Raw genomic sequence first — 12,039 nt, 5'->3', positions numbered from 1 at the left:
GCCAATCACGATTGATCGAAGCGATATTGCACGATCAAACATTATTGTTTAATACCGACGGCCCATCGCCATTCCGTCGAAATAAAAAGAGGTTTTGCTCCTGAACGAAATACTCGTGCAAAGGGCTTCCGTCAGAATATATTTCTTTATCAAGCATAAAATCTACCAGGCAATTCAGGCGATTGCAATTATTTGTATTTGCTTAAATAACGCACACACCGTCCTGAACAGCCATTGCGATGCCGAGGTACTATTCGGTTGTGCGCTCGAGCTCATGAAACCGGACCGGTGTATTCCTGTTTGCGTTTTTGGATAACCCGCATATAAATGGATGAGCTTCGGTTGGTTGCGTACAAGAACAATTCGGTACGAAGTAGAAATGGCTAATAACGACCCGGGTGCTTTCCGGATGGCTGACGCCGGAGTGAAAGAACTCGTGCAATAACATTCCGAGGTTACCAATGGCGACGATACAGCACGTGTTCGTTCTGATGCTTGAGAACCGTTCTTACGACAGCGTGTTCGGATGGTCCAACCTGACAGGCAAGACACCCGCAGGTGAGACAACAATCGCCAACGGTCTTCCCTCTACCCCAATCGTCAACTTCGGAAGAACCGGGACTTCGTACACGCTGGGTAAGGGTGCGCCATACGCCCTCGGCTTCGACCCGGGTCACGAATTCACCGATGCTTGCGTTCAGCTGTGCGGGCTACAGGTCGCCAGTGGAGATACCGTACGCAACGACTCATTCGTGGTCGGCGCCAATGGCTATCCCCCGTTTGCAACAGACACATCAACGACCGGTTTTGCCGCGACATATGAGGACCATTCGGACGTAGTGCCGGACGCGTTCAATGCGTTCACGCCTGACCAGCTTCCCGTGTTGAATTTCCTGGCTCGCCAGTTCGGGGTGTGCGACAACTGGTTTGCCTCAGTTCCGGGACCCACGTGGCCCAATCGATTTTTTGCTGTGGCCGGGACTTCGTCAGGCCTCGACCATTCGCCGACCGACGCGCAGGTGGTGGAAGCCATATTCTTCAACGCGCCGCTCTTTACGTTTCCGAACGGCACAGTTTTCTCCGAGATACAGGCGTCCGACTGGCTTATCGTGCAGGGAGACGTTGCGCAAACGCGCAGTATCCACGGGATGCAAAACCTCCTTAAGCGGTTTGTCGGCATGGATACCCTCATCTCCCGGCTCGCCAACAACTCATTGACCGAGAAATTCATCTTCATCGAACCCACCTACGATGCGAAGAATGACTTCCGCAACGGCAATTCGATGCATCCTGCTGGGGACGTCCGGAACGGAGAAGCACTGGTCAAGCAGGTGTACGACGCTATCAGCACCTCGAGCATCTGGCCCAACAGCGTGCTGCTAATCGTCTTCGATGAGCACGGCGGATTCTTTGACCATGTGACACCCCCGATTGCCGAACCGCCCGGGTCGGCCGAGAACACCCGTCTGAAGACACACAACTTCGACTTTGACAGGCTGGGGGTACGAGTACCGGCAATCGTGGTGTCCCCTTTCGTTCCGGCCGGCACCATTGACCATTCGGTGTACGACCACACTTCGATTCTGAAAACGACAGACACGCTGCTTGGTCTCAACGGGAAGCTCAACCTGACGGCGCGCGTATCCGCTGCGCACGACTTCGCGAAAATGTTGAGTCTTACCGTACCGCGCACTGACATCCCGAAATGCCCCGAACCCATCGCGGCAAGTGGCGAGCCAAGACCTTCCAGCGAAGGCTCTCCTCGAGCGAAAGACCCCTTCCTGCCGCTGTACGCACACCACTAGCGCGAGCGCCTCAAGTCAACCTTGTTTGCAAAGCGACGCGATACTTTGCCTGTCGCAGAGCTCTACCATTTTCGTCCTTTGCGCTCCACTATTGGTCCCTCCTATAGAAAACATAGGATATTGGTCTTAGACCCTATAGCTGGATTGATGCATTCTTCGTCCATCGCCACTTTTTCTCTTGGAGAGAATCATGAAATCCCGCTTCCTTACCGCACTCGTTATCGCCGCAACTGTCGCTAGCCCCGTGTTCGCAGGCACTGACACATCCGGATTGACCCGTGCTCAAGTCCGCGACGAACTCGCGCAGCTACGCGCTGTGGGCTACGACCAGTCTCGCGGAGAAGACGTCAACTACCCCACCGAGATACAGGCGGCCGAAGCGCGCCTGGCAGCGCAACGCGGCGATGCGAGCTATGGCGGCGTCGTCGCGGCAGGTTCGTCGTCAGCGGGTGCTCCCAAGATTGCACGTCACCTCGACAACGACGGCATGCAGCCAATCTATTTCGGCCAATAATGGTCCAAAGGCACCGCGGACACTCAACACGACGCGATTCGAAGTGTCGCCCAAGTGGTGGCACATCTGCGGGCCTCATTCTCGCCACGTTTCCGTCGTAACGATTCGCTTGCCAGTTTGCCGAGCGAACGATTCGAACGCGGGCAATCGCGTCGCCCATCGACCCGCAGCGAGAATTGCATCCACCGTGCGAGTGTCCGGAGTCAAGCTATGACGAGTGTGTGCTAACAGCCGATGAGGTGGCGCGAAAGTTCGCGTTAAGGTTCTCGAAACGCGAAGATTCTATTGCCAGCGCGACGTGTTCTGCGCGTGCTCAGCGTCCCGTAGACTGCGCCCGGAATTCTGGATTCCTCCAGACGCCACCCTCCTACGGACCTGTCTTCATGAAGCTATATCACCATCCGCTGTCTGGCCATTCGCATCGCGCCCGGGCTTTTTCTCTCGCTAATCGGGGTTCAACGAACTCATTGAAGTCGACCTGGCAGCAGCAGCAAACAAATCATGGCAACTTCTGGAGCTCAATCCGTTTGGGCAGGTACCGGTGTTGATTGACGAAGACACAGTTGTTGCCGACTCGAACGCGATCCTTGTGTATCTTGCCCGCAAGTTGGGAAAGCTTTGCGGCGCTCCAGGCGAGTGTCCAGAACCCGATATAAACGGCCAGACTCCCGTGTGAACCTGTCGATTGCGCGCGGCACGTGCTCGTCCGCGTAGTTACGAAAGAACACGGTCTGCCCGAGTATCGGACCGAGATTGGCAGCCTGCCAAAACAACCACTGCAGTACGTCAGCGCGACCGGTCGCGTCCATCGGGACAAATTCTCCCGTCTTCCCGGCAAGGAAAAGGAGTATTGCACCCGACTCAAAGAGTGAGATTCCCGCCCCCCGGTCAACTATTGCGGGCATCCGGTTGTTGGGCGATATCCGCTCAAAGTCCGGCTAGAACTGCGCCCCATTTTCCGATGTTTACGGGGTGAATCGCATACGGTATGCGGGCCTCATCGTGCAAGAGCGACGTCCAATCGTGATGCATCGACTTCACATTGCAGCAGCACTGGCATCACCGCGTCACCTGTAACAACCAATACCGATACCCGGTGAAAAGAATCGTGCAGAATCGAAACAATTCGTCGTCGGCGACGCTATGCTGATGCGGGAGGCGGGCTTCGGCTATCGCCGTCAAGCGACTGAATCGAGGACCTGCAGATGATAAATACCCAAACCGCGCGTATGTTCGCACGGTATAAATCATGGGCCGACGGCCTTCTGTATGGCAGCGTCGCGCGATTGCCGGTTGCCGAGGTAAGCAAGACCCGGCAGACGCTGTTCAAGTCGATTATCGGGACGTTGAACCACAACTATCTCGTCGATCTGATATGGAAGGCAAATCTGCTGCGAGAACCCCACGGATTCACCCGGCGTGATGTCATCCTGCAATCCGAACTGGATAGCTTACGCCGGGCGCAGCAGTTGGAAAACGAGTGGTTTGAAGGATGGGCAATGGAACAAACCGAGTCATCCCTGGCCGAAGTCATTCCCTTCAGATACGTATCCGGGCAGGAGTTCGCGATGTCGCGCGGCGCGATGCTGATGCACGTGGTAAATCATGCCTCCTACCATCGCGGATGGATATGCCAGATGTTCTTCGAGATTCCCGCGAAGCCGCCCGTGACAGACATACCCGTGTTCCTCGAGTCCTGTCCGGACCTTGACCGCCCGTCCAATCGATCTGGCAATCAGGCCAACGCGTAGGGACCGCCCGCGTCGACCGCGGCGCGATACGCGGGCCGGGAATGAATGCGACGTAGAAATTTATTGAGGTTAGCGTACCTTTCGTCGAGCCCGCCACGCTGACGGGCAGCCTCCAATGGAAAGCTCATCATGATGTCGACTGCGGTGAACGTCTCGCCTGCAAACCATGGGCGCGTGGATAATTCCGAGTCCATCCAGGCGAGGTGGCCGGAAAAAGACCGCCTCAGGTCAGCCGCTGCCGGGCCTGCCATGTCTCCCATCCGGCCCAACACAAGCAGCGCAAAGAGCGGAGGCATGAGAGACCCTTCTGCATAGTGCATGAAGTGCTGATATCGACGACCGTTGTCTAGCTCGGCAGGCTGTCCAATTTTCACATCGGATTGCCCCAACAGATGCTCGAAGATTACCCCGGACTCCGCGAGGGTCAGAGGGCCGTCCTGAAGAACGGGCAACTTCCCCAGAGGGTGTATGTTGCCGACAGAAGTGGGAGCGAGGCCGGTAACCGGGTCGCGGCGATAGCGAACGACCTGATACGGCAGCTTTAACTCCTCAAGAAGCCATAGCACGCGCTGCGAACGTGAGTTTTCCAGGTGATGCACGATGATGGTCATAGATTATCCGATAGAAAAGTCGATTGATTCCAGGACGGCTGGCCAGCACTGGCGACGTCTGAGGTTTCATTGAAGCCAGTCTATCGACATGGCGAAAAAGGAGAATCTGCGCCAGCGAGAAATGACTGTTCTCGAAACGAGAACGGACATCAAACGAAAGCGGGACAAGCTGCTCTCCTGGCGGCGCGCTCTTTAACGGATACTCTGTTCGCTCACCATGCACTCAAGAACACATCGGCGCCCGCGACGAAGTTTCATTCCGTACAGAAGAGAGGTCCCACATGCATGTGACAATCGACAATACGGATATCTACTTCTCCGATGAAGGTGATGGCCACCCTCTCGTGTTCATCCACGGCCTGGGGGGGCGGTCGACGAACTGGACTTACCAGCGCCGCTGGTTCCAGCGCCCGTATCGCGTTATCTGTCCCGACCTCCCCGGTCACGGCGCCTCATCTGGGCGTGAGCTCCCGTTCCGACGATTTCCCGAGATTGTTATTGGCCTGCTGGACGAACTACAACTGCCCCGGTACTCGATTGTCGGGCTTTCGACCGGCGCCCGCGTGGCCTTCACCGTGGCCGCCACGCGTCCTGAGGCGGTAACCTGTCTGACCGCAATCAACACCTTCGTGAATCTCGCGGGTCCGGACCAGACTGCGCGCGTCGCCATCTATGACCTGCTGCTCGAGCATGACCAAGGGGAGCGCTGGGCACAGACGTTACTCCGCGAAATGCACATACAAGAAGATTCGGTGATAGCGAGGGGCTTTAGGCGTGCTGTTGCGCACAGCGACCCGCTCCATATCCGTCGAATTTTCCGGGAGATGGTCAGTTGGAACCAGAACGACGAGTTGATGAATGTATCTTGTCCGGTCCAGATTATTCGCGGGTCGCTCGATGGGTTCGTGCCTTCGTACTGTTCAGAAGACCTGATCTCGAGACTTCCAGTCGAGCGGGTTGACGTGCTCGACGGGGTAGGTCATTTGCCATACCTTGAAGACCCTGTTCGGTTCAATAACATGCTGAGTCAGTTTCTTCAGCAGCATGTCGCCATATCTTCCCGGTCGCAGTGAAGACGATATGCCGGCATAAGTCGCATCGACGTTGCTTTGAGCCGTTTGAGCATGAACTTGAGCCGGATGAACGTGCATCCGCGAATGGGCAAGCCGACAATAGCGCAAATCCTTACCGGAGCGCATCATGAGCCGCATGCACCTTCACTCTGTCCAGACAGCCCCCTCGGAAATCCGTCCGTTCATCGAGCGGTCGGTAGCGAACAATGGCTTCCTGCCTAACCTTGTAGCGACATTGGCAAACTCGCCGTCGGCCATATCCGCCTATTTCACGCTCGGCGATATCAATGCGTCCGGGTCGCTATCTCTTGCAGAACGCGAGGTTGTTCAAATCGTCGCTGCAACCGTCCACGGTTGCGGATTTTGTGTAGCAGGCCACACTGCAGTCGCACTCAAGAAGGCGCAACTTTCCGATGACATCGTTCAGGCTGCGCGCGATGGTCAAACTATCCAGGACCAACGACTGAACGCCGTGGCGAAACTGACGCAAGAAGTCATCGCGTCTCGTGGTGCAGTGTCGGATAGCGCCCTTGCTGCGTTCAAGCAAGCCGGTTTCAATGATCAAAACGCGCTCGACGTTGTACTGGGAGTCAGCCTCGCGACTCTATGCAACTTCGCGAACAATCTTGCCGGAAATGACCTTAACCCACAAATGCACGCATATCGCTGGGAACCGCGGAAGCTTTGAACAGGCACTCGCCTGATAGCGAGGCCGCCCCCTGCCTAGTAAAGTAAGTTTCATTAGAAGGCTATCGCGTCGTTGCCCATGACCGCTCCACCCAGACATGGGATGGGAACGATATGGACACGTACGCGGACCACCTCGCCGGTCTGCTTGATATGCTCGATGTCAAGGACGCGATGCTCGTTGGTCACTCCACGGGCAGTGGTGGCTGTCCTCAAAGCTGTTCAGCAGCGGCAGGTGTACAACACAAGCCGACAAGGTCAACGGAGATTTACCCGGTCAGATTACATCAACGTGCGGCGCAATGTCGTGGGCCGGAACAATCAACACATCTCCGCGGATAGGTCGTTGCACTCTTGACATGGATGGGACATTGCAAATGGTTGTCGCAATCTCATTTACCGCACAATCGATATCACCTACGCTCTCTCGTAGAACCATCATGTGCTCTCCATCGAGCAATTCTATGAAGAGCAACGATGCAGTTCCAACTATCCTTTGCACTTCGCGGAGGGAAAAGGGCCCCTTCAGGTCTATCGCTTCTCCATTCGCCTTAAACAGCCGCCTCATTTCTCGCCTCCTGATTTGCTCTGACAGGACCACGGAACCTGTGAGTAACGCCAATGCTGGTTCGGCATTTAGGCCCAGCCTCGCTATCAGTTCCGCCACACATCAAACATATGCGAACAATTGACCGCTGTTTGAGTAGTATTTTTACCCCGCCGTTCTGACCTCATATAGAACGAACTTATCGTGGTTGAACGTTCTTATCACTGCTCTTTACGCTGCGGCGGCCACATGTACGACCGCGTACCCTTCCACGCTGCTGGCGTAACGCCGACTATTCGCGACAACACCCTGATAAAGTGGCTCTGGTCCGCAAAGCCGGTGGCCGAAGCAATCTCGGACGCAGTCATGTCACCGCCCTCAATCAATGCTTTCGCCAGTTCAACCCTGCGCAGGAGCAACCAACGATGCGGCGGCACACCGGTGGACTGCTTGAATGCCCTCGCAAAATGATTGGGAGACATTCCACACTCCTTTCCGAGGAAAGCCAGGCTAACCGCGCCGGACAGGTTGGAGTCGATAAGTTCCTTCGCCCGCGCCAGGTCGCGTGGTGAGAGGCCACCTTTGAAGGGGGCGGTTCTGGGCGAGAGATTCCCATAATGCCTGGACAAGTGCCCATACAACGCTTCCATCAAGCCGGATAGAAAGAGCAAGCTCGCCTGTTCCGGATGGTTGATTGCTGGCTGCATCAGAAGGCACAACTGATATGCAATTGGGTCAAGCGTCCCGTTCGGGATAACGAGGTCTCGGACCGGCGGACTGTACCCGTCCTCGGCCATCGCCGCGAGACTCTCCTGGGGGATGTAGAGTTGGAGGGAATCCAGCTTCCCCGGATAGAAGGCCGTTGGCTCCTGCTCGAGGTTGACAACTGAAATGGTTGCGGGTGGCAGAGGCCCGACTGGAATTGGCCTTCCACCGAGCCAGAGCTCGTGAATTAACGGCTGAAATAGAACACAGACTATGTACGCCGGTCGTACAGGAATGGGCTCTGTCTTGCCTAGCCCTTCGTCGCCACAAAGCATATGTGTGGCCGCGAAAAAAGCACCAGGTCGGATATGCGTCGCGATTGAGGGCGCCTTCTCGAGACGAAAGATTCTTGCGATTCCCTCTCCGTACGCTTGCTGAGCTTGCATCACGCCTCCTGCAGTGACCTTGGTTTCCCGTCCATGGCTGACGGCGAACCGCGAATCCACCTATCCGCGACACCAGAGTTTGATAGCCGATTTGAAATTGTAGGTTTGCGCGGCAAGCTTTCAATGACGGAATAGTACAAGTTGTCCCCGGGCCGTTAGCGTTCCATCGCCTTACTGCTACAGGTCTACAAGCGACAGCGGCACGCCAGCATGTCGTAGCGTCATCCGACACCTGCTTTTGAATCTATCGATGCCTTCTACCGCCCTTGGCGACAGTGCCAGGCGTCACGCCCAATATCGATTTGAAATGTCTGCCAAAGTGGCTTTGGTCAGCGAAGCCCGTCTCGCTTGCGACTTCTGATATCTCAGCACCCATCAGCAGCCTCACCTTCGCCTCCATTACACGAAGCACAAGCTGATACCGGTGCGGGGACAAGCCATACGCTGCAGAAAACCTTCGACACACGTCAGATGTCGTCATCGAAGATTCGCGCGACAGGTCGCTCAAAGAAACGTTGCGGTTCCAGAATTCGTGCAAATACTCGTATGCGCGCGCAAGAGCCGGGTCTGCACGCATCGAGGATGCCGATTCGGTAAGTCGCGGCGCGCTGCGGTACTTGTCCAATAGCGACTCGCAAAAGAGCGACCACTCTCCGGCCCACGCACCTATTGCTTCAGGCGACCGGAAAATTCTGTCTACAAACGCCTGTGCGCGCCGCGCCTGCCGTGTATCGGCAGGCAATCGATGCTGAAACTGCCGCAGGTCGACGCCCAACGACTCGCACTGCTCCCTCCATGCTCCGTCAGGAACGTACAGCATCACGTACTCACACGCTTTGCCGACCACCCTACCAGCATGCGGGCTATCGGGCGGCAAGCAGTAGACCTGATTCTCCTGGAAGACCTGGCCGCCGCCCCTTTTTGCAGAGATATCCTTCGCGCCCGAGATAACCGCGCCAATCGACCATGTGTCGTGCGTGTGGGCAGCAAATCTATGTTCTTCGAACCTGGCTTGTAGGGCTTCAATCGTCCAGGCTCCGCACACCCGCTTAAAGTGCGCGAATTCCCTCGGATTTTGGTTATTAGTTGCCGCCATGTTCATCAATCTTCAGGTCGCTGCGACACCATAACCGCTCTATTCATCTAACAAATGCCCCCAAATCGGTAGCGTCGTCAATTGTATCAACCAAGATATTTACCAACGGAGCGCCCAACGAACAGAAGGCGAGATTAGTGCACGGCTTCGGTGCACGGCTGAGTTCGGCACATGAACTCTCGAGCGCGGCGAACGCGACGGAACACAATCGATCCGTCTATCCGCCGATTCTCTAAAACGCTTCCATCCAGGTATAGAACGTTTTTGCGCTGCGTCCCATATGCTGGTCAAACGCCCACTCTGGTGTGGTTGACGCTGGCGGAGGCGGTTCGACAAGACTACTGCGCTAATGACGCCTGCTCCCTCCATCGCTTTGGGGTCACACCCGTTGCCTTATGAAATACCGTCGTAAAGTGAGCTTGTGTCAAGAAGCCGACGGCGAAGGCAATTTGCGCGATGGGCAGACTGCCCTCCGCAAGCAACGATTTTGCGGCACTAACTCGCTTCTCAGTCAGATACGCATGCGGGCTTAGCCCCGTTGCGAGCTTGAACTGAGCGGCAAAATGCATTCGACTTAACCCCGCCTGCGTGGCCATGTCGCCCAGACTGATGGGTTCACCAAGGTTGTCCTCGATGTACCCCAGGGTGCGTTTAAGTCTCCAGGGGGCCAGCCCCTGACGCAAACTTTCGTCAGCAGACTCGTCGCGAAAGTCCATCGCCCTCGCGAGAATTGCCATACCAAGGCTTTTGCAATATAGCCGCGAAAACGGACTATTTAACGTCGTGGCTTCGAGCAGTGTGCAGCCGAGCTTGCCCATTACGGTATCAGGTGCGAATGCTGGGTCCGACAGCTGATATCCTGGCGGACAACTACACTGCTGTAGTTCCTCGTACGTCGCAACGAGTATCTCGCATGGCACGAAAATATGTACCGCCTCCACGGGCCTTCGAAAACTGCAGCGAATCTCTTCGCCCGGTGCTGAAATTTGGGTGCCGCCGAATCCACCCGTTCCTTTCGTAATTCGCCGACCGTTACGATAGCAGTCGACCACAGTGTTTCGCAGCAGCACCTCGATAAGGTAGTGCGCCTCCAGTATGGGGGCGCGAAACTGTCGTTCGTGCTCAGCAGCGTCCCGCCATATTGCTATTGCAATCTGATGTCCGGTGCACGGGACTTTTGTCCAATTCCTCCAACTCGACTCCTCTTCAAGTGAATCCAATAATCGCCCGGAATTTCTTGCCCCCGGCTGACATGCGAACAAATCTGCATACATGATAATGACCTTTCGTATTCAATTAGTACGCCTTATTTCATTGACCTCGCTTCACTTTCAATTGCAAACGTCTATGCCTGCAACAAGGAATCAAGGTAACTGTTCGGCGGCTCTCTACCCGCACACAAGCGAAGAGGTACTCCACAAGCATCGGCCGGTTTGATTGTTCTCGCTTCTTGAGTACCTGGGGAGCGCAGAACCAATGCACATGGCCCTACGCCCCGCCGCGCAGCACGTCTATGCACGCTAGCGGCTAAACCTGTCGGCGCACTCGCAGTATTGCTAATCAAAACGAGCTGCCAGCTCGCCAGGTCGGCAATACCCACACGGACGCCCATTTCAGTCAAATCGAAGCGGCTTCCTTCATGAATATCGAATGCACCCAGATACCGGTCAAGTGACGTATAAGCGTCGACGACCGCAACTACGACTGCAATTACACCAGTCACGCCGTTCGGATGAATTCGCACATCGCCAGTTGGTACCCGTTCGGCTCGTGCAGTTATATCAAGACACACAAACGGCAGTTCCCTTGACGCTGGCCGTCCTGTCTGCCATTGCAGAACGACGCCTTCTGGAGTTGTTCTTGAGCCCGCGATGGGGCCACCCATCTCAATCCCGTTACTTCGCGCGCGGGCAAACACATCGTTAAGGTCTTGTGTAGTCAATGCGAAATCCACCAGTCCTTCACCGTGTGCTTCAAGTGTTCGTTGCCACGCATCTCCCGGCGAGCGTGCAGTCCACTCTATGAGCTCCATAAACGACCCGTCGCTGAACACTATCAACGCGTTTCGTGTTGGTGCATGCCCATGGACTCCTCCGGCCACCACGTTGAAACCCAGTTTCCGATACGTGCGACTGGCGTCATCAAGGTCCCGTACGGCGATGACGACATGGTCGAGTTGCATTTTGGATTTCACGGCGGGAACCCCTTTAATCCAGGGAGCGTATGGCGATTGTTACCAGTTCAGTCAGTGGTAGCAGAGCCGGAGGCCTTTGCTATTGGCGCATATCCACCGTCCGGCGTGTGTTTTTCGCCACCCGCAAGCGCGGGAGTGAACACGCAAACGAGTCGGAGGTCTCCCTTTGTCGCTCGAACGATATGTCGGTCATGCCTGTCAAGCACGTACACTCGTCCGGGGCGAAGTTCGAATTTTTCGCCACTCGCGACGTCGACAACTTCACCTTCGCCGCCGAAACAATAGTTAGCTTCGACATGGTGCTGATATTGCAGCTCCATATGGGTGCCCTCTTTGACAGTCGTGTCGTGGAGGGAGAACCCGACGTCGTCGGCGGCAACCACCAATCGCTTGCTATCCCAACCCTCGCCTCGAACGTGTCGTGGCGTTCCCACTGTCGAATCGATATCGCGCATCAGCATGTGAAGCTCCCCACGCGACCTGAAATACCGGCCCGGTCGCGCACTCTTCCTGCTATCTACAATCGTTGGCCCGCTCTCTCGACTTTGCGAGCAAGCTACCCTGAGCTGCAAAAAATCTATGCAGCTTGCAAAGAGATGAAACGCTCCGC

The 12,039-nt window shown here is 55.8% G+C and carries 12 protein-coding genes and 2 pseudogenes; 7 read left to right on the top strand and 7 right to left on the bottom strand.

Annotated elements, in window-relative coordinates:
* The first annotated feature begins 461 nt into the window (after positions 1 to 461).
* The 3 genes and pseudogenes from FRZ40_RS25205 to FRZ40_RS25195 all read left to right on the top strand — a co-directional run.
* The gene (locus FRZ40_RS25205) at positions 462 to 1,805 is read left to right on the top strand and encodes an alkaline phosphatase family protein (protein WP_147235950.1); all 1,344 of its coding nucleotides are present in this window, start codon (positions 462 to 464) and stop codon (positions 1,803 to 1,805) included.
* A 190-nt stretch (positions 1,806 to 1,995) separates the two neighbouring features.
* The gene (locus tag FRZ40_RS25200) at positions 1,996 to 2,319 is read left to right on the top strand and encodes a DUF4148 domain-containing protein (RefSeq protein WP_147235949.1); all 324 of its coding nucleotides are present in this window, start codon (positions 1,996 to 1,998) and stop codon (positions 2,317 to 2,319) included.
* 383 nt (positions 2,320 to 2,702) lie between these two features.
* A pseudogene (locus FRZ40_RS25195) lies at positions 2,703 to 2,935 on the top strand (glutathione S-transferase N-terminal domain-containing protein); the annotation flags it as partial.
* On the opposite strand, the gene FRZ40_RS45110 reads toward FRZ40_RS25195, so the two are convergent.
* A complete protein-coding gene (locus FRZ40_RS45110) occupies positions 2,838 to 3,224 on the bottom strand; it encodes a glutathione S-transferase family protein (RefSeq protein WP_420873881.1) in 387 nt (128 codons plus the stop codon). The pseudogene FRZ40_RS25195 and the gene FRZ40_RS45110 overlap by 98 nt on opposite strands.
* Positions 3,225 to 3,524: 300 nt before the next feature.
* On the opposite strand from FRZ40_RS45110, the gene FRZ40_RS25190 reads away from it, so the two are divergent.
* Positions 3,525 to 4,070, top strand: coding sequence for a DinB family protein (locus FRZ40_RS25190; RefSeq protein ID WP_147235948.1), 546 nt, complete (start codon positions 3,525 to 3,527; stop codon positions 4,068 to 4,070).
* On the opposite strand, the gene FRZ40_RS25185 is transcribed toward FRZ40_RS25190, so the two are convergent.
* The gene (locus FRZ40_RS25185; RefSeq protein WP_147235947.1) at positions 4,055 to 4,681 is read right to left on the bottom strand and encodes a glutathione S-transferase family protein; all 627 of its coding nucleotides are present in this window, start codon (positions 4,679 to 4,681) and stop codon (positions 4,055 to 4,057) included. The genes FRZ40_RS25190 and FRZ40_RS25185 overlap by 16 nt on opposite strands.
* A gap of 281 nt (positions 4,682 to 4,962) precedes the next feature.
* Between FRZ40_RS25185 and FRZ40_RS25180 the strand changes: the two genes are divergently transcribed.
* The 3 genes and pseudogenes from FRZ40_RS25180 to FRZ40_RS45105 form a co-directional block, all read left to right on the top strand.
* The gene (locus tag FRZ40_RS25180; protein WP_147235946.1) at positions 4,963 to 5,754 is read left to right on the top strand and encodes an alpha/beta fold hydrolase; all 792 of its coding nucleotides are present in this window, start codon (positions 4,963 to 4,965) and stop codon (positions 5,752 to 5,754) included.
* Positions 5,755 to 5,881: 127 nt separating this feature from the next.
* Positions 5,882 to 6,442 (top strand): carboxymuconolactone decarboxylase family protein, encoded by a 561-nt coding sequence (locus FRZ40_RS25175; protein WP_028371133.1) that lies wholly within the window; start codon positions 5,882 to 5,884, stop codon positions 6,440 to 6,442.
* A gap of 56 nt (positions 6,443 to 6,498) precedes the next feature.
* Positions 6,499 to 6,645: pseudogene (locus FRZ40_RS45105) on the top strand (alpha/beta fold hydrolase); the annotation flags it as partial.
* Between the two features lie 564 nt (positions 6,646 to 7,209).
* Here the strand turns inward: FRZ40_RS45105 and FRZ40_RS25165 are convergent.
* The 5 genes from FRZ40_RS25165 to FRZ40_RS25145 form a co-directional block, all read right to left on the bottom strand.
* Positions 7,210 to 8,139, bottom strand: a complete 930-nt coding sequence (locus FRZ40_RS25165) for a helix-turn-helix domain-containing protein (protein WP_147235945.1) — start codon at positions 8,137 to 8,139, stop codon at positions 7,210 to 7,212.
* Positions 8,140 to 8,383: 244 nt separating this feature from the next.
* Positions 8,384 to 9,241, bottom strand: a complete 858-nt coding sequence (locus FRZ40_RS25160; protein ID WP_240057271.1) for a helix-turn-helix transcriptional regulator — start codon at positions 9,239 to 9,241, stop codon at positions 8,384 to 8,386.
* A gap of 332 nt (positions 9,242 to 9,573) precedes the next feature.
* Positions 9,574 to 10,053, bottom strand: a complete 480-nt coding sequence (locus FRZ40_RS25155) for a helix-turn-helix domain-containing protein (protein ID WP_231516397.1) — start codon at positions 10,051 to 10,053, stop codon at positions 9,574 to 9,576.
* A gap of 527 nt (positions 10,054 to 10,580) precedes the next feature.
* On the bottom strand, positions 10,581 to 11,429 hold the full coding sequence (locus FRZ40_RS25150) for a VOC family protein (protein WP_147235944.1): 849 nt from the start codon (positions 11,427 to 11,429) through the stop codon (positions 10,581 to 10,583).
* A 47-nt stretch (positions 11,430 to 11,476) separates the two neighbouring features.
* The gene (locus tag FRZ40_RS25145) at positions 11,477 to 11,890 is read right to left on the bottom strand and encodes an ectoine synthase (protein WP_147235943.1); all 414 of its coding nucleotides are present in this window, start codon (positions 11,888 to 11,890) and stop codon (positions 11,477 to 11,479) included.
* Between the last annotated feature and the right edge of the window lie 149 nt (positions 11,891 to 12,039).

Origin of the sequence: Paraburkholderia azotifigens, assembly GCF_007995085.1 — a bacterium.
GTDB classification, from domain to species: domain Bacteria; phylum Pseudomonadota; class Gammaproteobacteria; order Burkholderiales; family Burkholderiaceae; genus Paraburkholderia; species Paraburkholderia azotifigens.
The sequence above is the reverse complement of the archived record's forward strand: the minus strand, read 5'-3'. Positions and strand labels throughout refer to the sequence as shown.